The 22,299-nt window shown below is 73.1% G+C and carries 23 protein-coding genes, 1 tRNA gene and 1 riboswitch; of the genes, 8 read left to right on the top strand and 16 right to left on the bottom strand.

Annotated features, from left to right (window positions below; genetic code table 11):
- Positions 1 to 8: 8 nt before the first annotated feature.
- The 3 genes from C1N81_RS25200 to C1N81_RS25190 form a co-directional block, all read right to left on the bottom strand.
- The gene (locus tag C1N81_RS25200) at positions 9 to 1,046 is read right to left on the bottom strand and encodes a M23 family metallopeptidase (RefSeq protein WP_394432727.1); all 1,038 of its coding nucleotides are present in this window, start codon (positions 1,044 to 1,046) and stop codon (positions 9 to 11) included.
- Positions 1,047 to 1,057: 11 nt separating this feature from the next.
- A riboswitch (cyclic di-AMP (ydaO/yuaA leader) is annotated at positions 1,058 to 1,217 on the bottom strand.
- A 166-nt stretch (positions 1,218 to 1,383) separates the two neighbouring features.
- Positions 1,384 to 2,484, bottom strand: a complete 1,101-nt coding sequence (locus C1N81_RS25195) for a PP2C family protein-serine/threonine phosphatase (protein ID WP_394432725.1) — start codon at positions 2,482 to 2,484, stop codon at positions 1,384 to 1,386.
- Between the two features lie 164 nt (positions 2,485 to 2,648).
- Positions 2,649 to 2,722, bottom strand: a tRNA-Met gene (locus tag C1N81_RS25190).
- A gap of 85 nt (positions 2,723 to 2,807) precedes the next feature.
- Here C1N81_RS25190 and C1N81_RS25185 point away from each other — a divergent pair.
- The gene (locus tag C1N81_RS25185) at positions 2,808 to 3,095 is read left to right on the top strand and encodes a hypothetical protein (RefSeq protein WP_394432723.1); all 288 of its coding nucleotides are present in this window, start codon (positions 2,808 to 2,810) and stop codon (positions 3,093 to 3,095) included.
- Positions 3,096 to 3,163: 68 nt separating this feature from the next.
- Here the strand turns inward: C1N81_RS25185 and C1N81_RS25180 are convergent, their stop codons facing one another.
- Both C1N81_RS25180 and C1N81_RS25175 read right to left on the bottom strand, forming a co-directional pair.
- A complete protein-coding gene (locus tag C1N81_RS25180) occupies positions 3,164 to 3,571 on the bottom strand; it encodes a rodlin (RefSeq protein ID WP_394438209.1) in 408 nt (135 codons plus the stop codon).
- 161 nt (positions 3,572 to 3,732) lie between these two features.
- Positions 3,733 to 4,143 (bottom strand): rodlin, encoded by a 411-nt coding sequence (locus C1N81_RS25175; protein ID WP_394432721.1) that lies wholly within the window; start codon positions 4,141 to 4,143, stop codon positions 3,733 to 3,735.
- Between the two features lie 208 nt (positions 4,144 to 4,351).
- Between C1N81_RS25175 and C1N81_RS25170 the strand changes: the two genes are divergently transcribed.
- The 3 genes from C1N81_RS25170 to C1N81_RS25160 all read left to right on the top strand — a co-directional run bounded on the left by C1N81_RS25170 (position 4,352) and on the right by C1N81_RS25160 (position 5,805).
- Positions 4,352 to 4,762 (top strand): rodlin, encoded by a 411-nt coding sequence (locus C1N81_RS25170; RefSeq protein ID WP_394432719.1) that lies wholly within the window; start codon positions 4,352 to 4,354, stop codon positions 4,760 to 4,762.
- A gap of 172 nt (positions 4,763 to 4,934) precedes the next feature.
- A complete protein-coding gene (locus C1N81_RS25165; protein ID WP_394432717.1) occupies positions 4,935 to 5,168 on the top strand; it encodes a chaplin in 234 nt (77 codons plus the stop codon).
- 88 nt (positions 5,169 to 5,256) lie between these two features.
- Positions 5,257 to 5,805 (top strand): chaplin, encoded by a 549-nt coding sequence (locus tag C1N81_RS25160; protein ID WP_394432715.1) that lies wholly within the window; start codon positions 5,257 to 5,259, stop codon positions 5,803 to 5,805.
- A 167-nt stretch (positions 5,806 to 5,972) separates the two neighbouring features.
- Here the strand turns inward: C1N81_RS25160 and C1N81_RS25155 are convergent, their stop codons facing one another.
- Entirely contained in the window at positions 5,973 to 7,238 is a 1,266-nt protein-coding gene (locus C1N81_RS25155) for an NAD(P)-binding domain-containing protein (protein ID WP_394432713.1), read from the bottom strand.
- Entirely contained in the window at positions 7,235 to 8,506 is a 1,272-nt protein-coding gene (locus tag C1N81_RS25150) for a carboxylate--amine ligase (RefSeq protein ID WP_394432711.1), read from the bottom strand. The genes C1N81_RS25155 and C1N81_RS25150 overlap by 4 nt, the downstream gene beginning before the upstream one ends.
- Positions 8,507 to 8,707: 201 nt before the next feature.
- On the opposite strand from C1N81_RS25150, the gene C1N81_RS25145 reads away from it, so the two are divergent.
- On the top strand, positions 8,708 to 10,024 hold the full coding sequence (locus C1N81_RS25145; protein ID WP_394432709.1) for a glycoside hydrolase family 26 protein: 1,317 nt from the start codon (positions 8,708 to 8,710) through the stop codon (positions 10,022 to 10,024).
- Between the two features lie 13 nt (positions 10,025 to 10,037).
- Here the strand turns inward: C1N81_RS25145 and C1N81_RS25140 are convergent, their stop codons facing one another.
- Genes C1N81_RS25140 through C1N81_RS25100 form a run of 9 tightly spaced genes read right to left on the bottom strand, consistent with a single transcriptional unit; the run spans position 10,038 to position 20,574 of the window.
- Complete coding sequence (locus C1N81_RS25140; RefSeq protein WP_394432707.1) at positions 10,038 to 11,201, bottom strand: GNAT family N-acetyltransferase; 1,164 nt, start codon at positions 11,199 to 11,201, stop codon at positions 10,038 to 10,040.
- On the bottom strand, positions 11,201 to 11,863 hold the full coding sequence (locus C1N81_RS25135) for a YveK family protein (protein WP_394432705.1): 663 nt from the start codon (positions 11,861 to 11,863) through the stop codon (positions 11,201 to 11,203). Before C1N81_RS25135 ends, C1N81_RS25140 begins: the two co-directional genes overlap by 1 nt.
- A 7-nt stretch (positions 11,864 to 11,870) precedes the next feature.
- A complete protein-coding gene (locus C1N81_RS25130; RefSeq protein ID WP_394432703.1) occupies positions 11,871 to 13,004 on the bottom strand; it encodes a glycosyltransferase in 1,134 nt (377 codons plus the stop codon).
- Positions 13,001 to 13,783, bottom strand: a complete 783-nt coding sequence (locus C1N81_RS25125) for a polysaccharide deacetylase family protein (RefSeq protein ID WP_394432701.1) — start codon at positions 13,781 to 13,783, stop codon at positions 13,001 to 13,003. Before C1N81_RS25125 ends, C1N81_RS25130 begins: the two co-directional genes overlap by 4 nt.
- Complete coding sequence (murJ, locus tag C1N81_RS25120; RefSeq protein WP_394432699.1) at positions 13,773 to 15,425, bottom strand: murein biosynthesis integral membrane protein MurJ; 1,653 nt, start codon at positions 15,423 to 15,425, stop codon at positions 13,773 to 13,775. Before murJ ends, C1N81_RS25125 begins: the two co-directional genes overlap by 11 nt.
- Positions 15,422 to 16,801, bottom strand: coding sequence for an O-antigen ligase family protein (locus C1N81_RS25115; protein WP_394432697.1), 1,380 nt, complete (start codon positions 16,799 to 16,801; stop codon positions 15,422 to 15,424). Before C1N81_RS25115 ends, murJ begins: the two co-directional genes overlap by 4 nt.
- 4 nt (positions 16,802 to 16,805) lie before the next feature.
- A complete protein-coding gene (locus tag C1N81_RS25110; RefSeq protein WP_394432695.1) occupies positions 16,806 to 18,239 on the bottom strand; it encodes an exopolysaccharide biosynthesis polyprenyl glycosylphosphotransferase in 1,434 nt (477 codons plus the stop codon).
- Entirely contained in the window at positions 18,236 to 19,411 is a 1,176-nt protein-coding gene (locus C1N81_RS25105; protein ID WP_394432693.1) for a glycosyltransferase, read from the bottom strand. The genes C1N81_RS25110 and C1N81_RS25105 overlap by 4 nt, the downstream gene beginning before the upstream one ends.
- A gap of 44 nt (positions 19,412 to 19,455) precedes the next feature.
- On the bottom strand, positions 19,456 to 20,574 hold the full coding sequence (locus tag C1N81_RS25100) for a DUF3344 domain-containing protein (protein WP_394432691.1): 1,119 nt from the start codon (positions 20,572 to 20,574) through the stop codon (positions 19,456 to 19,458).
- A 301-nt stretch (positions 20,575 to 20,875) separates the two neighbouring features.
- Here C1N81_RS25100 and C1N81_RS25095 point away from each other — a divergent pair, with 301 nt between their 5' ends.
- The 3 genes from C1N81_RS25095 (at position 20,876) to C1N81_RS25085 (ending at position 22,231) form a co-directional block, all read left to right on the top strand.
- Positions 20,876 to 21,115 carry a chaplin gene (locus C1N81_RS25095; protein ID WP_394432689.1) on the top strand — a complete coding sequence of 80 codons (240 nt, stop codon included), beginning with the start codon at positions 20,876 to 20,878 and terminating at the stop codon, positions 21,113 to 21,115.
- A gap of 145 nt (positions 21,116 to 21,260) precedes the next feature.
- Positions 21,261 to 21,854, top strand: a complete 594-nt coding sequence (locus C1N81_RS25090; protein ID WP_394432687.1) for a hypothetical protein — start codon at positions 21,261 to 21,263, stop codon at positions 21,852 to 21,854.
- 71 nt (positions 21,855 to 21,925) lie between these two features.
- Positions 21,926 to 22,231, top strand: a complete 306-nt coding sequence (locus C1N81_RS25085) for a hypothetical protein (protein WP_394432686.1) — start codon at positions 21,926 to 21,928, stop codon at positions 22,229 to 22,231.
- Positions 22,232 to 22,299 lie beyond the last annotated feature (68 nt).

Raw genomic sequence — 22,299 nt, 5'->3', positions numbered from 1 at the left:
CGTGGCCATCAGAGTGCCAAGCCCTTGCCGCGCAGCCACGCCGCCGGGTCGATGCCGGTCGCGTCCCCGCCGGGGTGGACCTCCAGGTGGAGGTGGTCGCCGGTGACATTGCCGGTGGCGCCGACGCGGCCGATGACGTCCCCGGTGGAGACCTTCTGGCCGACGCTGACATTGAGCGACGACTGGTGGCAGAACCACAGCTCGGTGCCGTCGTCGAGGGTGAGGACCGTGCGGTAGCCGTACGCGCCCGCCCAGCCGGCCTCGGTGATGGTGCCGCCGTGGATGGCGTAGATCGGCGTCCCGGTCGGGGCGGCGAAGTCCAGGCCCGTGTGGTAGCCGGAGGACCAGAGCGATCCGGGCTGTCCGAAGGTGCCGGTGAGCGTGTAGGAGGCGACGGGGAGCTTGTAGCTCTTGGCCAGCTTGGCGAGGCGCTCGGCCTCGGCCTTCTTCTTGGCCTCCTCCGCCGCCCTCTTCTTCTCGGCGGCGGCCTTGGCCTCGGCCTTCTCCCGCTTCGCGGCGGCTTCCTCGGCGGCCTTCGTCGCGGCGGCCTCCTCGGCGGCGGCCTGCGCCTTGGCGTCGGCGGCGTCCTGCTGCGTCTCGGCCTGCTGCATGATGCGGGCGCGCAGCGCCTCACCGGCGTCCGACTGCCCGCCGCTCATCGCGGTGAGCGGGGCGGCCTCGGCGGTGGCGGGCGCGGAGTCGTCGGCCATGAGCGCGCTGACGCCGGGCAGCGACGAGGCGTCCGGCAGGGAGTCCTTGACCGCCGAGAGGTCGGGCATGGATATCTGGACGGCGGGCTTGCCGCCCTGCGCGGTGGCGATGCCGCCCGCGCCGACGGCGGCGATCACGCCGACGCCGAGGACCGTGGAGCTGCGCGCGAGGCCGCCGCGCTGGCGGGCCACGCGGTGCTTGCCGCGGACGGGGCGGACGGACTCCTCGGTGGGGTTCCACTCCTCGAAGCTCGTGCGCGGGGCGCCGGCGTAGTCGCCGTCGGCCGGCGGGGCGGGGTACCCGGAGAGTTCGGGGGCAGGACGGTTGGACGCCACGGGGGCGCTCTCCTTTCCTTCCTTCTCGCCTACCGGGTTAGCTGACGGGTTCGGAGCAGGAAGGTCTCCTACGAGCACGGTCCCGGCGCCTGGAAAGCGTCGGAACGATGCCTGATTCACCCCAAGTTGGTGGTTCCCCGGCTCCCTTGCGGGATTAGGCGCGTGCGCACGGAGCCGTCGCTGGTGACGGCTGGGACGACCGTGCTGCGTTATCGAACGTTAATAGACAGCGGACGGTAATTCCAAGCCGTTCCTGCCCCGTTAAACCTCACAATTTCTGATGGAGTGTCAATTGTTATGCGGAGCGACGCCGTTCGGTCACCACCGGTTATGTCGATCAAGGACGGCGGACGGCGAGCAGCGCCATGTCGTCGCTGGCCCCTCCCCCGGTGTGCAGCCGCACCTCCTCGGCGAGCGTCGCGAGAAGCTCGTCGGGGCCGGGGAAGACGCGCCCGGCGAGCCTCGCCGCCGGGTCGTAGAAGACGCCCTTCGCGTCGCGCGCCTCGGAGAGCCCGTCCGTGTAGAGCAGCAGCGTCGCCGCGGGCGGGAACTCCGCCTCGGTCGCCCGGTCCGGCCAGGAGCCCAGCTCGCCGAGGCCGAGCGGGAGCGCCGCCTCGGCGGGGCTGACCACCCGGACCGTGCCGTCGCCGTGCAGCACGACCGGCTCTGGGTGGCCGCGGTTGAGGATGCGCAGCAGGTCGCCGCCGTGCGGGATCTCGGCGAGCACGGCGGTGGTGAACCCCTCGAAGTCGTCGATGCCGCGCCGCCGCGACCCCTCCCGGGCCAGCGCCCGCTCCAGGCGCTGGGCGACCGCCTCCAGGCTGTCCTCCTGCTCGGCGGCCTCCCGGAACGCCCCGATGACGACGGCGACGGCGGCGACCGCGCCCATGCCCTTGCCGCGTACGTCGCCCACGACTATCCGCACGCCGTGCGGGGTGTCCTGCACGGCGTACAGATCGCCGCCGATGAACGCGTCGGCCTGCGCCGCCTCGTACCGCGCCGCGATCGCGAGGCCCCCGATCCGCCCGGCCGGGCGCGGCAGCACCGCGAACTGGGCCGCCGCCGCGATCTGCCGCGCGGACGCCAGCTCCTCGTCGCTGCGGTGCTTGATCCGGTTCAGGAAGCAGGCCAGGACGCACACGGTGGCGACGGTCGCCATCTCGGTCCACACGCCGCTGTGGAACGACGCGTATCTGAGGTGGACGGCGACGATGGCGCCGATCGAGGCGACCCCGGCCGCGACCGTGCTGCCCAGCGAGAAGAACGGCGCGGCGACCAGCGGCGCCGCGCTGAAGAGGGGCGAGCCGGCGAACCCGGACGGCGTGCAGTACTCGTAGACCGCGCCGCCGATGATCAGCAGCAGGGGCAGGATCCGCAGGAAGACGGGCGTGCCGGGGGCGTCCGCCGGATACCTGTGCCGCCCTCCTCGCTGCCCCACCACTCGTCTCCTGCCGTCCGCGCCCGCTGTCCGGCGTCTCACCAAAGGGTTCCCGGGGAGGGGGCCGGGGGGCGAGCGGTACTGCTCCGTACGGGTCAGGGCGGGCACGGGCCGGGAAACGGAACGAGGCCGGAATCTCGGAAGATTCCGGCCTCGGCCTTCAGTAGCGGGGACAGGATTTGAACCTGCGACCTCTGGGTTATGAGCCCAGCGAGCTACCGAGCTGCTCCACCCCGCGTCGGTGAACCCAACACTACGCCATCAGGGACGACGAATGCCAATCGCGCCCGTGTCCGGCGCCTCCCGAGTGGCGTTAAGAGGACATGACCTCAACTCGACGAGCCCTCACCGCTGTCCTGCTCGCTGTCGGCGCCACCGCGATCGTGGCCCCGGCGGCGCAGGCCGACACCACGCCCAACGCGGCGGGCAACATGATCTCCCCGACCGCCACCCTGGACGCGGTCACCACCATGGCCATCCCGGCCGCGCACCGCGACGAGGTGCCCCGCACCGCCGAGCAGCTCCAGGGCCTCAACCAGCTGAACAAGCTGAGCGAGCTGCACCAGCTGACGGACCTGGTGGCGCCGGTCACCGGCCTGCTCGGGGCGTAGCGGCTCCCCAAGGAGCATCCGGACATACGAGAGGGGCAGCTGCACTCGGCAGCTGCCCCTCTGGTGTGTCAGCTGTTGCCCGAGCCGTTGGCCGAGAGCGCCGAGATGTCGTCGAGGACGTGCGACAGCGGCTCGTCCTCCTTGGCCTGCGTGGCGTTCTCCGCGCACTGCTGGTTCTGCGGGGCCGACAGGATCGGGATGTCCTGGACGCCGACGTTGACCAGACCCACGATGTTCTGGACGTTCGCCTTGACCGGCAGACCGACGCAGAGCTTGTTCAGCGTGCCCTGGACCAGGGTGAGCTGCGGGCTCTGGTCACCGTCGGCGGAGGAGTTGCCGAACGCGTCCTGAGCCCCGTTGCCGCTGGCGGAGTTGGTGCCGCTGTCGTCACCGCTGGCCAGAGCCTGGGGAGCGGCCACCGCCGACAGGCCGGCGATGGAGGCGGCGATCGTCGCGGCTGCCCACAGCTTCTTCATGTGAATTCCCTTCATGACCGAACTCCGTTGACGGAGTCACGGTTAGACAACTGGTCAGAATTACTACGGTTGCGAAGCCTGACCCATTCGGGTTAGTCGGCCGCGCGGTAAAACAAAGTTGGGCCGCCGATTCCGGCGGCCCAACGCGTACGGCGTACGGATCAGCTGTTCTGCGTACCGTTGGAGGAGAGGACCGGGATGTCGTCCAGGATGTGCGACAGCGGCTCGTCGCCCTTCGCCTGCGTCGAGTTCTCGACACACTGCTGGTTCTGCGGGGCGGACAGGATCGGGATGTCCTGGATGCCGACGTTGACGAGGCCCACGATGTTCTGGATGTTCGCCTTGGCGGGCAGACCGATGCAGGGCTTGTTCAGGGAACCCTGGATGAGCGCCATCTGCGGGCTCATGTTGCCGTACGTGGCCGAATTGCCGAACGCCTGCGACGCGTTGTTGCCGCTGAACGAGGTCGTCGGGCTGTCGTCCCCGTTCGCCAGCGCCTGGGGTGCCGCCGCCGCGGAGATGCCGACGAGAGACGCGGTGACGGCGGCAGCCGCCACAACCTTCTTCATCATGAGAGATTCCCCTTCAGTTGTTTCCGAGAGCATCCGTATCAACTACACGCGACCCGGTTTGGTTGCCCGAATTCACTCGGACGGGGGGCGACGCACCGTGCGGATAATCAGACTCTCGGCACAACGGGTGAACCTGCGGAACCATCGCGTTCCCGGGGAGTTGTTCCTTTCGCAGTAACCGGTGCCTGTCAGAAAAGGAACAGAAATAATGCTCAAGAAGGCAATGGCTGCAGCCGCAGTCGCCGTGTCCGTAGTCGGCATCTCCGTCGCGGCCGCGCCCTCGGCGCTCGCGAACGGCGACGACAACGGCACCACCTCGGCCAGCGGTAACGGCGCCCAGCAGGCATTCGGCAACTCCTCGACCGACGGCGACATGAGCCCGCAGCTCAGCCTGGTCCAGGGTTCGCTGAACAAGCCCTGTGTCGGCCTGCCGGTCAAGGCGAACATCCAGAACATCGTGGGTCTGGTCAACGTCGGCATCCAGGACATCCCGATCCTGTCCGCCCCGCAGAACCAGCAGTGTGTCGAGAACTCGACGCAGGCGAAGGGCGACGAGCCGCTGTCGCACATCCTGGACGACATCCCGGTCCTCTCCTCCAACGGTACGCAGAACAGCTGATCCGCTGCGCACCCGGCCCGGACCGACCGCGTCGTTCGACCGCGGGCGGTCCGGGCCTTTTTACCGGGCGCCGTTCCGCTTCGTCGCCCGGTCGGCACAGTTTCCTCAGCCGGTGCCGGCTCGTTTGATCTGCGGAGTCCCAAGAATTTTCCTCGGTAAAAAGGAGAAAAGCATGTCTCTCAAGAAGAGCGTCACGATCGCGGCCGGTGCCGTGATGGCCTTCGGTATCGCGTCCCCGGCGTTCGCCGACGCCGGTGCGCAGGGTGCGGCCGTGAACTCCCCGGGTGTGCTCTCGGGCAACAACGTGCAGGCCCCCATCCACATCCCGGTCAACATCTGCGGCAACACCGTCGACGTCATCGGTCTGCTGAACCCCGCTTTCGGCAACCCCTGCGCCAACGACTGACGCGCGTATTACGCGGTGTGTCTCCCAGCCGACCCCGGTGCCTTCCGGCACCGGGGTCGGCTTCGAATTGAAGCGGGAAGGAAGAACAGTGAGGCAGGCACTGAGAATCGGGGCCGTGACGGTCGTCGCGGCGACCGGAATTCTGGCCGTACCGGCGACGGGCGCCATCGCCCTGTCGGGCGATCAGGGAAAAGCGAGCGGTTCTCCCGGTGTGCTGTCGGGCAACTCGGTGCAGATTCCCATCACCATCGGTGCCAACGCGTGCGGCAACTCTGTCGACGCGGTGGGCGGGCTGAACCCGGCGACGGGTGACGCGTGCGGGAACGGGGCGACGCCGAGTCCGCCCTCCCCTCCCCGGCAGGAGCAGGAACAGGAACAGCAGCGGCCGGACGAGCCGCCCCGTGAGCCGCAGGAGGCTCCGGGCGCGCCGCCCTCCGAGCCGCGGTCGGTTCCGGCCGCCGAACACCTACGCGAGGAAGCGCCGGAGACGGCGGTGCGCGCGCAGACGGACGGGATGCGGCTCGCCGAGTCGGGGGCGGAGGAGAACCTGCCGCTCGCCGCGGCGGCCGGCGCCGGGCTCGTGCTCGGCGGAGCGGTCCTGTACCGCAGGAGCAGGACGGGCGCGCTGCGCCGGTGAGGCCGGGCCGGGAAGAGCAGCCTCGGCGCTCTTCCCGGCCCACAGAGCAGGCCGCGGTGAAGGCTGCCTACCAACGGCGTGACGCCGACGGCTGGGAGGGAGGCAGCGCGGCTCTTCTCATGGCACCCCACAGTCGACCACCGAACCGGGGCCCTGGATGCACCGGTTCACCCGTTTGCCAGGCACTTCACCCCAATGGGGCCTGAAGAGGCATATGCCCTGCCGCGCCCCGACTGCCGCGCCAGATACCGCTCGACCCCGGCGACCAGGGCGGGCGCGGTGTACGTCGCCCCGTGCACGAAGCGCATCGCGGGACCGTAGTCGGGGGTCGTGACGAGGCCCGCGAGGAAGAGCCCCGGACAGGCGGAGGCGAAGCCCCGGCCGACGCGCGGGGTGTGGGCGGGGCTCGGGGCCAGCAGGTGGCGGACCCCGGGCGCGAGGACCGTCATCCGCGCGCAGGTCGCCTGGAACCCGGTCGCCGCGATGACGTGATCGGTCGTGAACTCCTCCAGGCCCTGGGTCGTACCGACCGTGCGCAGATGCAGCCGGCCCGCCGACGGCAGCGCGTCCACGATGGTGCGGCCCATGCGCAGGTCGATGTCGGCCGCGTGCACCCGGTCCCTGATCCACCAGGCGCCCGCCGGGCCGAGGGCGCTCTCCGCGATGGCGGCCCGGGTGCGTTCGGGCAGCCGGTGGAAGGCGCCGGGCCGCTCCGAGTAGAACCAGTTGCGCCAGCCGCTGCCGAGGCCGCTGTGCGGGGCGCGCAGGCTCTGGTGCCAGGGGCGGGTCCAGGGCGGCGGGACCGTGTTCCAGTCGAGGCCCGCCGCGCGCGCGACGATCCGGACCCGGGTGCCCTGCTCGGCGAGGAGCGCGGCGATCTCCAGGGCGGCCTGGCCCGCGCCGACCACGGTGACGTCCGCGTCGCGGAACCGGCTCAGGTCGCTGTGGTGGCTGCTGTGCGACACATGCCGGTCCGACAGTTTCCGCAGCGCTTCGGGGAGGTGCGTGTACGGGAGCAGTCCGGTGGCCAGGGCGACCGCGCGGGAGCGCAGGACCTCGCCGTCGCGGGTGCGCAGGACGAACCCTTCGGGCGCCGCGTCGACGCTCTCGATCATCCGCTCGTCCAGCTGCGACACGGCCTCGCGCGCGAACCAGAGCCCGTAGTCCGCGAACGTCCGCACCGGCAGCGGGCGGCCGTGCTCGGCGGGGACCCCGATGCGGGCGCAGTACCGGTCGAGCCCGAACCGGCCGCCCGGCGCGGAGAGGTGGGAGGCCCAGGGCTCCGACTTGAGGAACATGCCGTGGGGCATGTGGTCGCGCCAGGACGCCATGGGGCGGCCGAGGACCCGGGTGTCGAGTCCGCGCGCCTGCGCGTGTGCGGCGATGGACAGGCCGTAGGGGCCGGCGCCCACCACGATCAGGTCGTGCGTCAACAGCTTGCCTTTCGTTCAGCCGTCGCGGCCGGGACGGCGGCCGCGGGGTCGGTCGGGACGGCCGGTACCTGGGCGGGTACGCCGGCCGGTGCGGTCCTGGCCCGGCGCAGGAGCCGCCCTGCCACGTGCCGGGACCAGGCGGCGGCCATGGCGCGGGCCGGTGCCGGGTCGTCCTGGGCGTACCAGGCGAACTCCGGGGCGGCGGACGGGCGCAGCAGGGCCCGGAGCGCGGTCAGCGGCGCGTAGTTCTCGACGACGAAGGCGCGGCCCGGCAGCGCGCGTCCTGCGGGCAGCGGCTGGTGGGTGAGGTCGAGGTACTGGGCGCGTACGACGTCGAGGCCCGCGCCGTCCGCGAAGAGCCGGAACTGCGCTCCTGGCCGGGGGTTGAAGTCCAGCAGGTAGTACCTGCCGGTCGTGGCGTCCACCCGGAAGTCGATGTCGAAGATGCCCCGGTAGCCGAGGGCGTCGATGAGCTGTCCGACGGCGGTCCGCAGTTCGGGGGCGGGGGTCCAGCGGCCGACGGCGGTGAGGCCCGCGCCGCGCGGCCAGGCCCGCTGCTTGGTGCCCGCGCCGCCGCCGTGCAGGGTGCCGTGCCGGTCCGCGTAGCCGTGGAAGAACCAGTCGCCGCCGGGGCCCGCGGGCAGGTACCGCTGCAGCAGCAGTTCGGCGCCGGTGGCGGCGCCCTTCTCGTAGAGGTCCCTCGCTTCCCCGGGTGAGCGGAGGAGGCAGGTGCTGCGCAGGCCCGCGTCGCGCGGCAGGAGCCAGGGGTGGCTCCACTTCGCGACCAGGGGTGTGCCCAGCTCCTCGGCCGCCGCGCGGGCGTCGTGCGCGTCGCGCGGTTGCAGGGTGCGGGGGTGGTCGATGCCGACGGCGCGGCAGAGTTCGGGCAGGCGCGCCTTGTCCGCGACGTATTCGGCGAGGTGTTCGGGCTGCTCGGGCAGGAGGAACGACTCGGCGAGCGGTTCGCGCAGCCGGCTCACCGCGACGGCGCCCGCGTCGTCCATCGGGATCAGCACCGCGGGCCGGCCGACCCGGGCCGCCGTCCTGCGCAGTCCGGCGGCGATCTCGTGCAGCGGAGCCCCCGGGCGCGGCGCGGGGTGCGTGCCGGTGACGTAGCGCGAACGGGTCACGGGGCCGCCGTCCGGCGCGGCCGCCACGTGGACCTCCACCCCGCACCGTCCCAGTGAGCGGATCGCTCCCAGCGTCCCGTGGTGGAACGGGTTGGGGTCGATCCGCAGCAGCACGACCGGGACACAGGGATCGAGCATGTGTCGGGTTCCTTTCGAGGAACTAAGAGGAACTGGGGGGACTAGGGGCTAGGGGGCTAGGGGGCTAGGGGGAAGGGGAACTGAGGGGGACTAACCCGTGAGGGTGAGGATGGGCGGCCATCGGCTGTTCCACGATTGGCGCCGCGGCGGTTCGTATGACTGAGTGTCAGGAGTGGTGCGAGCGCGGGACGAGGAGCTGAGATGGTCTTAGAACGCCGGTGCAGGAAACGTGGACGCCTGACGCTGATCGCGGTGGGTGTCCTGGTCTCGGCGGTGGTCGCGGGCGGCTCCGTGTCCATCGAGCACGCGGACGCGACGCCGCTCGCCGAGCGGATCCCGGCCGCGGCGAACGTGCCCGAGCCGACACCGACCCCGGAGCCACCGGTCCCGGAGCCACCGGCATCCGCGCCGCCGTCCGCCACTCCGCCCGCCGAGTCCCCGAGCCCGAGCCCGAGTCCGAGTCCCTTCCCGGAGGTGGGAGCGGACAGATTCCCCTCGTTCGGGGCCTACCTGGACTACGGGCCGCGCGGGGTGACGCGGATGACGAGGCTGTCGGACTGGCTCGGCGGCGCCGACCTGCGGGTAGGGCACACCTATCTTCCCGGTGACCGGTGGAGCAACATCGAGGGCGCCCCGACGTTCCTCGACAGTTGGGCCAAGTGGCGTCGCGGCCGCGATGACCGGCTCTTCGTACTGAACGTACCGATGATGGAGCGCAACGAGGGCCGGGTGCCGGACGCGGAGGTGCGCGACCTGCTGCGCAAGGGCGCGGCGGGCGACTTCGACGAGCACTTCCGCACCCTGGCGAAGCGCCTGGTCGCGCTGAAGGTGCCGGACACCGTCCTCGTCCTCGGCTGGGAGATGAACGGCATCACCTACACGCACCGGTGCGGGCCCGACCCCGAGGCGTGGAAGAAGTACTGGACGCGGATCGTGACGGCGATGCGGTCGGTGGAGGGGCAGAAGTTCCGCTTCGACTTCACCCCGAACCGGGGCCGGGACGCCGTGCCGTGGACCGACTGCTACCCCGGTGACGACGTGGTCGACATCATCGGCATGGACTCCTACGACCAGCCCGAGGGGCTCCCCTTCGACCAGCAGGTGTCCGAGCCGTACGGGCTGCGCCAGCACGTCGACTTCGCCAAGGAGCACGGCAAGCCGATCTCGTACCCGGAGTGGGGGCTGTTCCGCAACGGCGACAACCCGGAGTACATGCGGCGCATGCTCGCCTGGATGGACGAGCACAAGGCGCTCTACAACACGCTCACGGACTACTGCCCGCACGGTGTGTGGCAGTGCCGGCAGAACCCGAGGGCGGCCAAGGTCTACCGGTCCGTGCTGACCGGACGCGACAAGGCGGACACCCCCGCGCAGCCGGCCCAGCCGACACCACCGACGCAGCCCGCACAGCCGGCGCAGCCCCCGCAGTGCTCCACCGTCGAACTCGGTGAATGGGTGGAGCGCTGGATCGGCGGCAAGGTGTGCGTGCGGCTCAGGGACTGGGTGCGCCGGCCCTGAGGCGGCCCGCGCCCTAACCGGGGCCCGCACCGCGCTCCTTCCACGCCGTGCGGGCCCGCTTCGCCCAGGAGCGGGCCCGCACGTCGGCGAGGGCCGCGCCGAGCAGCGGGGCGGTGGCGTGGCGGGCGAGGAGGTAGCGCTGGTTGACGCGTTGCTCGGGGCGCCAGTGCAGCTTGTAGGGCTCGGTGCCGCGCAGCAGGCTCAGGACGCTGTCCCCCGGGCCGCCCTGCAGGTGTTCGGCGCAGGAGCGGAGCAGCATGGTGGCCACGTCGATCTTGCGTTCCCTGAGCCGCGGGTGGGCGCCGTAGAGGTAGCCGCCCGCGAGGCGCGGGGACAGGAACGTCAGGTCGGCGGCGACCACCGTGCCTTCGAGGGTGAACTCGGTGACGACGGCGTCGCCCGTGCGCGCCATCTGGGCGACCGCGCGCGTGAGGTGCTCGGCGAAGCGCGGCTTCACGTGCTCCGTCGTCACCTTGCGGTCCTGCCACTGCAGTTGATGCAGGTCGAGGAGGCGGCGTACGGACGGGCCCACGTCGGTCGCGGGTACGACGCGGCGCTCGATGCCCATCGCGTCCAGCTTGCGGAGCTTGGCGCGGGCGCGCTGGGCGCGGGGCCGGGGAAGGCGTCCGACCAGCTCGTCCATGGGCAGCGCGGGCAGTTCCAGGCACGGGGAGTCGTCGAGGCGGCGGCGCGGTCCGGGCCAGCGGGCGTGCAGGGCCTCGACCGTGGAGCCCGGCCGCACTTCGCGGAGGTCGATGACGGCGGTCCGGGCGAGGCGCCACAGGCCGGTGCGGAGCGCGTCGACGGCGCGCTGCGGCGAGCCCGCCGGGCTGTCCTCGACCAGGACGTCGCTGAAGTCGGAGATGGCCGTGCCGAGCGGCGTCAGGGTGGGGAAGGGCAGCGGGCGCAGCATGAGCGGCGCCGCCGCCACGAGGCGCCCCTCCTGACGTACGAGGACGACGCGCAGCCGCCCGGGGCGGCCGTAGGAGAGCCACCAGGAGTGCAGCCAGGCGTGGCTCTGGAACGGGGTCGCCGTCGCGCACGCGCGGTGCAGGCGGGTCCACTCCTCGCGCAGCCGCCCGAACTCGGCGGTGTCCGTGCACACGGTGACGACCGGCGCGGGCGCGGTGGGGTCCGGCCGGGTCAGGACGGCCGGGGCGGGTCCGAGGCTCACCATCAGGCACCACCCCGCTGGGCTGCCGCGGCGGGGGCGGGCACGGTCGGCGTCGCGTGCGTGGCCTCCCGCCGGGGGCGCAGGAGCAGCGCCAGGCCGCCGAGCAGGCCGCCCGCACAGGCGCCGACGAGGGTCGTGAGGGCCGCGGAGGGCGAGGAGGGCTCGGTGGGCTTCACCGCGCGCGTGAAGCGCAGCAGTTCCACGTGGGTGTCCTTCTTCACGTGGCTGGCGTTGGCGGTCAGGGCGCGGGCCACGGCGTTGGCCATCTCCATCGCGGTGTCCGGCTTCCCGGAGGAGGCGGAGATGGCGACCATGGGCGCGTCGGGCGAGGTCTCCGCGCGGACGGCGGAGCGCAGCGTCCGGACGGGCACGCCCGCCGCGACCTGCGCGTCGCTCAACACGGCGACCTGGGTGGCCACCCGGCTGTAGGCCTGGGCGAAGCCCACCGCCGACGTCGGGTCGGCCTGCGAGGTCGGCACGGCGATCACGTAACTGGTCGCCGTGTACTCGGGGGTGCTCACCGCGCCGTACACCCCGCCGGCGAGCGCGCCGAGCAGGAGGGCCGCGGGCAGGGGCCACCAGGGCGGGGCGCTCCTCGTGCGGGTGCCGATGCGGGTGGCCAGAGGGCGGGGGGCGGTGGCCCTCTCCTGGGCGGCTTCGGTCATCGCGTACTCACTCCTGGGGGATCGATGCGCCCATGGCCGCCGCGTACACCTCTAGGTGGCGCTCGGCGCTGCGGGCGATGTCGTAATGCAGGGCGGCCCGCGACGGCGGCCGGTCGCGGGCTTCTCGTGCCGCTCCGAGCGCGCGGACCTCGCGGGCGAACGGGGCGGCCTGGCAGGGGATGCGGACCGCCCCGCCGGTCAGCCCGGCGGGCAGGTCGTCGACGGCGGGGCAGGCGACGTACAGGACGGGCAGTCCGGCGGCGAGCGCCTCCACGACCGCGAGGCCGAACGCCTCGTCGACGGAGGGGGAGGCGAGCACGTCCATGGCCGACAGCAGCGCGGGCAGGTCCACGTCCCGGGCGTCCCCGGCCGTGTGGGGGCGCTCACCGGCGAAGACGACCCGGTCGAGAACGTGGGCCTGCTGTGCCGCGCGGCGCAGGGCCGCTTCCTCCGGTCCCGTGCCGACCAGCAGGAGGCGGACGTCCGCCGGGAGGTCGCGCAGGGCGGCGATCAGGACGTCGAACCGCTTGCCGGGCACCAGGCGCCCGACGCCGCCGACGACGAACGCGTCGGCGGGCAGTCCGAGGGCCGTACGCGCCCGGGCACGGGCCGTCGCGTCGAAGGCGAAGCGGGCCACCTCGACGCCGTTGGGGACGGTGTGCACGCGGTGGGCGGCGACACCCCAGCCGCGAAGGCGTTCGGCGACGGCCGGGGAGACCGCGATGGTGGCGCGGCCGAGCCGCTCCCCCGCCAGGTACAGGGCGCGGACCCCGCGCGTGAGCGGGCGCCCCTCGATCTGCGCGTCGCCGAGCGAGTGCTCGGTGGCGACGACGGCCTTCACGCCCGCGAGCCGTGCCGCGATGCGCCCGTACAGGCAGGCCCGGTAGAGGTGGGTGTGGACGAGGTCGTAGCGGCCGCCGCGGACGACGCGCGCGAGGCGGGGCAGCGCGCCCGCGTCCCTGTTGCCCGCCATGCCGAGATGGGTGACGTGCACGCCGTCGCGGACGAGCCCTTCGGCGACCTGACCCGGATTGGTCAGGGTCACGACGTCGTGGCCCGGCGGCAAGTGGCGCAACAGCAGCCGCAGTTGCTGCTCCGCCCCGCCCGCGCCGAGTCCGGTGATGATGTGGAGGACCCTCACCGTGCGTCCTCCCTGGGCTGCCAGCCCCGTCTTCGCACGCGGTGCAGCCGGCGCTTGAGTTCGAGGCGCAGGGGCGTGTCCCGCTGGCCGACGTAGACGCGCGGCAGGGCGTGCAGGCCGGTCAGCGGGCCCGGGGAGATGGCGCAGCCGTAGCGGTAGCCCGCCTCCCGGACGGCCCGCACGGTCCGCTCGTCCACGTAGCCGTACGGGTAGCAGAAGCCCTGTGCCGCGCGCCCGGTCAGCTCCTCGACGCGCGCCTTGCTGTCCTCGATCTCGGCGCGCAGTTCGTGCTCGCCCACGCGCGTGAGGTCGACGTGCATCAGGCCGTGCGAGCCGATCTCCATGCCCGCGGCGGCGGCCGTACGGATGCCCTGGGCGGTGAGGAGCGGTTTGCGGGGGCCCTCGACGTCCCAGGCGTTGTCGCCGCCGACCCTGCCGGGCAGGACGAAGACGGTCGCCGTGCAGTCGTGGTGGCGCAGGAGCGGCAGGGCGTGGTCGACGAAGTCGCCGTAGCCGTCGTCGAAGGTGAGGGCGACCAGGCCGCGACCGGCGCCACGCGCGCGTGCGTCGAGGAGTTCGGCGACGCTGACGCCGCGCAGACCGCGGGCGCGCAGCCAGCTGAGTTGCTGGCGCAGGCGTTCGGGCGTGACGGTCACGTTGTAGGGGTCGTCGGGGCAGTCGTCCACGGAGTGGTACATCGCCACCCACGGGGGCGGGCCCGAAGGACGGTCCCGCGCGGCGGGGCCGGGGAACTCCTGGACCGCTGTTTCAGCTGACATTGCGGAGCTTTCTGGTCGCGATGCGGACGGCGGGCAGAAAGGCCCGGACGTTCAGGGCCCACAGGGAGAAGAGGAAGACGGCCGCGATGGCCGGTGCGGAGACGGCGAGCGCGGCCAGCGGGTGCGTGAAGGGCAGCGCCGCCGCGAGGCCCGCGCCGGTGGCGGCCACGGCGGCGAGCAGCGTCTTGCCGAGTTCGGGCAGCACGACGCCGAGCCGTACGGGGACGCTGCGCCGGTCCATCCCGGCCAGCAGCAGGACGGCGGTGAAGGTGATGCCGAGCGCGTTGGCGGCGGCGATGCCGCCGACGCCCCAGAACGCGACGGCCCAGGTGCCCGCCCCCGCGGTGAGCACCATGCCGGCGGCCATCGTCACGACCGGGTACCAGGTGGGCCGCCCGGCGGAGAAGTAGGAGCGGACCAGGGCGCCGACGAGGCAGTGCCCGAGGAGGCCGAGCGAGTAGACGCGCATGATCGAGGCGGTGGCGGCGGTGTCCTCGCCGGTGAAGGCGCCGCGCTGGAAAAGCAGTTCGATGATCTGCGGGGCGCAGGCGAAGACGAGGGCCGCGCCGGCGAGGACGATGCAGGCGGCGAGCGCGACATCGCGTTCGACCCGGTCGCGGGCCCGTTCGGTGTCGCCGCGCGCCAGCGCCTTGGCCACGACGGGGAAGGTGACGGTGCACAGCATCAGGGACAGCACCATCGGCAGCTGCGCGACCTTCTGCGCGTAGTTGAGGTGCGAGATGGCGCCGGACGGCAGCGACGAGGCGAGGAAGCGTTCGACGAAGACCTGCGACTGGCGGCAGAGCGCGAAGAGCAGCACGGTCGCGATCAGCGCCAGGTCCATGGACTGCCGCTTGGCGGCCTTGGCGTCGGCCGCGCGGTCGGCGGGTGCCGCGCCCTTGAGCCTGCGGCGCAGCACCGGTGCCTGCACGAGCACCATCAGACAGCCGCCCGCGGCGACGCCCGCGGCGGCGGCGCGCACCCCCCACCGGTCGGCGAGGAGCACCAGCGTGACGATGATCCCGGTGTTGTACGCGACGTAGATCGCGGCCGGTGCGAGGTAGCTGCTGTGGGCGCGCAGGGCCGCGCTGCAGTACCCGGTGAGTCCGAAGGTCAGCAGGCAGGTCGCGGTGAGCCGGGTGCAGTCGACGGCCAGTTGCGGGTCGGGCAGGCCGGGCGCGAGGAGTTCGACGAGCTGGGGCGCGCCGATCACCAGGAGCACGGCGGAGGCCAGGAAGGCGAGGGTGAGCCGGGGCAGCGAGCTCGCGACCAGGGCCCGTACCGGGTCGTGCGGGAGGTCGGGGGCGGCGGAGCGCGCGGCGATCGCGGCACTGAACGCGGGGACGAGCATGAACGCGAGCCCGTCCTCGATGAGCAGCGTCGTCGCCACCTCGGGCACGGTCCACGCCACCAGGAAGGCGTCCGTCTCGCTGCCCGCGCCGAAGAGGTGGGCGAGCGCCTGGTCCCGGCCGAGGCCGAGGAGCGAACCGGCGGCGGAGAGCACGGCGGTGAGCAGGGCGGCGCGGGCGAGGAAGGTGCTGGAGGAGCCCTGGGCGTCGGGGCGCGTCTCGAAGGTCTGCTGGGCCGGTACGGCGGACGGCCGGACGGTCTCGTCCCCGTCGACGGGCGGGCTGGCGGTCATCCCTCGGCCCCCGCCTTGTCGAGCGCGGCCGGTGCGGGGGCGAGCGCGGCGGGTGCGAGGGCCCACCAGGCGACCAGGCCGAACACCACGGCAGTAAGTACTGTCGAGGGCCCGCCGATGTCCGCGTACGCGAAATCGATGAGCTGCCAGGTGAGCAGCCCGCAGGCGAGCAGCGCGCAGTCGAGGCCGCGCCCCTTGCGGTGAGCCGTCGCGAGCCGCCTTGCGCCGCGCACGAGGAGTGCGGCCCAGGCCCCCACGAAGGTGACCAGACCGAGCAGCCCCTGTTCGCTGAGGACCAGGAGGTACATGTTGTGCGGGGACAGGAGCGGCTGCCGGTGGAAGGCGGCGCCCGCGCCCGCGACATCGCTTCCCGCGGACAGCGCGATCGAGGCATGGCTGTCGCGGTAGGCGGGGAAGTTCTTCAGGCCGACGCCGGTCGCGGGGTGCTCCCGCCACATGTCGGCCGCCGCCGCCCACATCGTGTACCGGTCCGTCACCGACTGGTCCGGGGTGGCCGTGACCTGCGTGATGCTGCTCAGCCGCTCCTGGAGCATCGACGTGCCCACACCGAACCCGCCGACCAGGACGACCGCCGCGGCGGCCCCGACCAGGAGCAGCCGGGCCGCGCGCCGCACCCCGGCGAGGACGATCTGCAGGAGGACGGCGACCGCCGTGGCGATCCAGGCGCCCCGGCTGAAGGAGAGCGCGAGCGGTACGAGCAGCCCGAGCGCGCAGGCGAGTGCGGTGAGGCGGACGCGCCGGTCGCCGTCGCCGAGGGCGAGCGCCACGGCGCAGATCAGCCCGTACGCGACCACCGTCGACATGCCCATCACGTCGGTGGCCCCGAAGGTGCCGACGGCGCGCACGTCCTCCCCCGCGTACGAGGCGCCGGTCCCGGTCAGGTACTGGTAGACGCCGATCGACCCCTGGTACAGGCCGAGCGCGACGAGGGCGGAGGCGACGAGGCGGAAGTCGCCCCGGTCGCGCACGAGCAACAGGACGGCGGCGGGCACGAGCACGAAGATCTGGCAGTACCGCACCATGCCTTGCAGGGCGTCCGACGCCGAGCCCGCGCCCAGGGCGGCGACCGCGATCGCGAGCACCGGCAGGCCGAGGACCACGTACGCGGTCCGGGTCAGGGGCCGCTGCCGGCCGCGCACCGCCCGTACGGCGCAGAAGGCCACCACGAGCCCGGAGACCGCGTCGGCCGGGGTGAGTCCGCTCCCCCCGTCCTGGTCGCCGGGGCCGAGCGGCAGGGCCAGCATGGCGATCAGGAGCAGGAGGGGGAGCACGGGGCCCGCCCGGCGCGCGGCCCGTGGCAGCGGTGCCGCCGCCCAGGTCGTGCGCGCGCCGGTGAAGGCGGGTACTGCGGTCACTGCGTCAACTTCCCGTAGGGCGGAAGAACTCGGTCGCCGTCCGCGCCAAGATGGTGAGGTCGCCCCAGAGCGACCAGCTGTCGATGTAGGCGTTGTCGTAGCGGCAGCGGTCCTCGATGGAGGTGTCGCCGCGCAGGCCGTTGATCTGGGCGAGCCCGGTGATGCCGGTGGGCACGCGGTGCCGGTCGCCGTAGCCGGGGTAGGTCTCGCTGAACTTCATGACGAAGTACGGGCGTTCCGGGCGCGGTCCGACCAGGCTCATGTCGCCGCGGAAGACGTTCCACAGCTGGAGCAGCTCGTCGAGCGAGGTGCGGCGCAGGAACCGGCAGAACCACGGCATGTGGTGCTCGCCCGCGACGCTCCAGCGCGTCGCCGACTCCAGCGGGTCCGCCGGGCGGTGCGTACGGAACTTCAGGAGCGTGAAGGGCCGCCCGTCCTTGCCGACACGTTCCTGCCGGAACACGACGCCGGGCCCCTCGCTGACGCGCAGCCAGACCGCGCACACGGCGAGGACCGGCGCGGCGAGGACGAGCAGCACCGCGGAGACCGTCAGGTCCAGGGCGCGCTTGCCGGGGTGGAGGCGCTGGGCCGCCCCGGTCAGCGGGCGGCAGGGGAAGCCGGCCAGGTGGGTCCCGGCGCCGCGCTGCTCGGGCACGTAGCCCGAGGGGTCGGGGTCCAGTTCCCAGAGTTCGCAGCGGGCCTCGGCGAGGCTGCGCAGATACGGCCGGTGTTCGGGGGCGCCGGAGCCGCCGAGGAGGATCGCGCGCCGCACCCCGTTCTGGATCACCGCGCGCCGGACGTCGGCGGCGCTCGTCAGCACCGGCACCGGCGGCTCCCCGCCCTCGGGGCGCCGGTCGGCGGTGTCGCCGCTGACGATGCCGACGAGGCGGATGCCGCTCGACCGATGACGCTGGAGGGCGGCGGCGACCCGGGTCGCCGCCGCCTCGGGGCCGACGAGCAGCGTCGCGCAGGGCCTGCGGATCAGGGCCGTGCGGTGGCGCCGCAGGATCAGCGCGCGGGCCGCCAGGGTCAGCGCGCCCTGCACGGCGCAGCCCGCGAGGACGGCGCGCAGCGGGATCTGCTGGAACCGGGGCAGGCTCGCCGCGGCCGCCGTGAGCACGCACCAGGCGAGCACCACGCGCGCGGCGAGGGCCGGGCAGTCGTCGAGGATGTGCCGCCCGTCCGGGCGCCGGTAGAGACCGCCGGACCGGTGCAGGGCGAGGACGAGGACGACGAACCCGGCCACCAGGACGGGCTGGCGCTGCAGCGAGGTGAGCGCGACCGTGCCGAGCAGGGCCGCCGTCGCGTCGGCCGCGAGCAGGAGGGTGCGCGGCGCGGGGTCCCGGGCGGGACCGCTGATCAGGGTGAACTGCTCGCCCTCGGTCGTCCGCTGGGGGATGACCACGGCGGCGGAGGCAACGGTCTGGTCCTGGGTCACGTCGTGATCGGCTCTCTGTCTGCGGTGGTCGCCGGGCCCGGGACCGCGGGTGCGGTGCCTCCCGGGCCCAGAAGTTCGCCGTACACCTCCGCGACCGCCGCGGCGGCGCGCCGTACGTCGTGGTGCGCGTGCACGTGGCGGTAGCCGTCGCGGCCGCGCACGCGCAGCCCCTCGGGGTCGCGCAGCAGGCGGACGAGGGCGCGGCGGAGCGCCGCAGGGTCGTGCGGCGGCACCACGCAGGTGGCCGCGAAGTGCGGCGGCAGGCTCTCGCGGGCCCCGGCCACGTCGGTGACGAGCACCGGGCTTCCGCAGGCCATGGCCTCGAGGGGGGCGAGCGCCATCCCCTCCCAGCGCGAGGGCATGACGACGAGGTCCGCCGCCCGGTACCAGGGCGTCGGGTCGTCGACGGCCCCCGCGAACGTGACCGAGCCGGGCGCCCCGGCCCGCAGCCGCTCCGCGTCGGGTCCGTCGCCGACCAGGACGAGCCGCGCCTTCGGCAGCGCCCGCACCACGTCCTCCCACGCCTGCAGCAGGAGGTCCTGCCCCTTCTGGCGGCACAGCCGGCCGACGCAGACGACGAGCGGCCCGTCGCCGTACGGGGTCGCGCCCGCGTCCGCCGGCCGGAACCGCTCCAGGTCGACCCCGTTGGGCACGAGCCGCCACTCCGCCCTGACGCCGAGGCTCTGCCCCGTGCGCTGCTCGGCGCGGCTGACGCAGACGATCCGCGCGGCCCAGCGGGCACCGAGCCGCTCCCAGGCGAGGGCGGCCCGCGCGCCCGCCCCGCGTACCGCCTCGAAGGACCAGGCGTGCGGCTGGAACACGGTGGGGACGCGGCCCCGTACGACGAGCCGGGTGATCAGGCCCGCCTTGGCGCTGTGGGCGTGCACGACGTCGGGCCGCACCGCCGCCACCACCCGGGCCAGCCGGCGCCCTTCCGCGAGCAGACCCTTGGCCGGGGAGCGCGCCGACTGCCACTCCAGGACGTCGCAGCCCGAGGAGGCCAGGAGGCGTGGCAGGTCACCGGCGGCGGGGCAGGCCACAGAGACCCGCATCCCGGCCGCCAGTTGCCCGCGCACGAGATCGGCCACCACGCGCGCGACTCCGCCGTCGACCGGCTGCGTCACATGCAGAACGTGCGGCGGCAAGGGTGCGGACGTCACAGGCATCGCCATCTCCTTGGCTGGGGGGCGTCCTCTGCTGAGGTACGGCGGGCGGTTCAGGAGCGGGCGACGTCGAGGGCGCCGAAGAACACCCCGGTCCAGGCCGCGTCCTGACGGGAGACGAGGCGGACGTCCAGCGCCTTCGCGCCCCGGGGGACGGCGCGGCCGAGCGGAAGCACGTCGGAGTCGTAGCCCAGGGTGTTGCCGTGCGCGGGGACGCGCCGGGCGGGGTGCCTGCCGGGCTCGCTGATGGTCGAGTTGAGGACGTCCTGCGCGGGGTTGGCCCGGTCGGTGAGCGCCACCGGTTTGCCGCGGCCCGCGGAGACGGTCAGCGCGTCACCGGTCCGGCCCCGGTCTCCGTTGTAGGCGACGAGACCGAGGTAGCCGCCGGTGCCGGTGGCCGGTGCCGTCCGCACCCGGAAGTCCTGGACGGGGTGCTTCTTGTCGAAGAGGTCGAAGCCGTCCCGCACGAACACGTGCCGCAGCGGCGCGGACTTCTTCTCGTACGCGGCCACGAGCGTCCAGCCGCCCCAGGCCCCGGCGTCCGAGCGCCCCTTCGCGATGTTGACCTGCGCCACCGTCCAGAGCCCCGAACCAGCGCTCCGTACCAGGTCGGTGACGTCGGCGGAGGCCTGGAACGCGTCCGCGCCGCCCGCCACCCGGTGCCCGATCGCGCGGTCGGCGAGGACCTCCTTGTACTGCCCGCCCGGCTCGGCCACGAGCACCCGCCCGTTGTCGCGCGGCGGCTTCTGCTCCCCGACGCTCAGGTTCCCGCCCCAGTACAGCCGGGCGTAGGTGACCCGCGCGCCGTCGGGGACGCGGACCTCGGCCCGGGACGAGTTGTAGGTGTTCGGGTCGCGGTCGACGTCCGTGTAGGCCATGTCGAACTGGCCGTTGACCGCCGCCGCGCCCGCGCGCGCCCCCGAACAGCCGATCTTCGTCCCGGTGGCCTTCGCCCGCGTGGCGTCGCCGCAGGTGATCGACGCGTTGGCCGCGCGCACGACGCCGCCGTGCAGGACGGCCTCGTAGCGCGTCGTGAACGGGATGCGGGACTCCTCGGCCACCGGAGCGGTAGCGGTAGCGGTCGCGGTCGCCCGGGCGGTCAGGGCCACGGCGGCGAGGGACAGCAGGCCCACGGTCGTTCGACGCAGGAGACAGCCTTTGACATTGCGCACGGCCGACTTCCCTTTCAGGGAGCACATAAGAAAGTCATATTTATCCGTCAAGCCGTACGGACCCAAGCCCCACGTACGAGAGCGATGACGGTGCGACGGGAATGCGGATTTCACTTGATACACGATGTGTGTTGGAGTTGTGAAATTACTGCCCGACTCACGGAGACCCTCCGTGACGCACTTCAATGCCCTAACGCTTATTCACCCGTTCGGAGCCGCAACCCCGACCATCGTCGCTCCGTTGCACCACAAGCCGGGCACCTGCCCCGGCCGAATGGAACGACCCCCAAGGAGCATGTTCATGTCGCGTACCGCCAAGGCAGTCGTCTTCTCCGCGGTGGCAGCCGCCGCCATGGCCGGCAGCGCCGGAATCGCCGCCGCCGACAGCGGCGCGCAGGGTGCCGCCACCAACTCCCCCGGTGTCATCTCGGGCAACGCCGTCCAGGTCCCGATCCACATCCCGGTCAACCTGTGCGGCAACACCGTCGACGTCATCGGTCTGCTGAACCCGGCGTTCGGCAACACCTGCGTCAACGACTGACGACCAGTCGGCTCTTCCGCGGCGGCCGCTCCCCATTCGGGGGGCGGCCGTCGCCGTTTGGCCCGTATGAGCGCGGTTCGGTTGCAGGCCGGTGTGGGGCGTCCCACGGTGATCTCAAGCGACACCTTCCTCGAAAGGCGAAAACATGTCCGCTCTGCCCGTACGGCGCCTCGCGACCACCGCCCTCTGCGCGTCCTTCCTGATCGGCGGTGCCGCGGCGCCCGTGTTCGCGGCGGGCACCGCCGTCGAGCCGGCCCGCTCCACCTTCGCCGCCTCCGCCCTCGCGGCCGATCCGGCGCCCCCGGCAGGCGTCCTGGGCAGCATCCTCTCGCCGGTCACCGGCCTGCTCGGCGGCCTCCTCGGAACGGGCGCCCAGCCCGCGCCGCCGGCGGCGGCGCCCGCCAAGACCGCCCCGGAGGCCGCCGCGCCCGCCCCCGCGCCCCTCGCCGCCGAGCCCGCCGAGCCCGCGGCGCTGCCCGCCGAGCCGGCCGGGGACAGCACCGAACTGACGCCGCAGGAAGGCCGGAAGCAGGCCGAGGCGATCGACAAGGCGATGCCGAAGGACGCCACCGAGGACCAGACGGAGGCCCTGGCCGGCCTGCACGACGCGATCACCGCGTACGTGAAGGCGGCGGCTGGGGGCGACACCGCCGACGCCACCTCCGACCTGCGCGCGGCCGTGTCCTCCCTGGTCGAGAGCCTCACCTCGCAGTGGATCGGCGGCGCGCAGAAGCCCTGACCTCCGTTTCCGTCGGCGGAGCCGCTCGTTGAAGCGGGTGAAGATCCAGTTCCGTCGAAAGAAGGAAAACCATGAAGGCTCTGAAGGCCGCCGCTGTCGCAGCCGGTTCCCTGGTGCTCGCCGGTGCCGCCGCTCCCGCGTTCGCCGCGGACACGTCGGACCTCCCTCCCATGAGCCTGAACGGCGGTCTGAACGACGCGCTGACGCAGATCACCAACACGCCGTCGCTCAGCTCGCCGGTGGACACCAACCTGCTCGACCCGAAGCACGAGAAGGGCTTGGTCGGCACCCTCACCGGGGCCACCAAGATCCTCAACCCGGGCAGCGCCCCCGGCGCCCCCTCCGGGCTGCTCGGCGGTCTTCCGCTCGGTAAGTGACGGGTTGCGCGAAACGCATCGAGAAATCACTCTTCGAAAGCCGGTTCGAGAATTCCCTTTCTCGAACC

It is taken from the genome of Streptomyces sp. SGAir0957, assembly GCF_043523415.1.
Note: the sequence above shows the minus strand (reverse complement) of the source record. Positions and strands in the feature narration are given on the sequence as shown.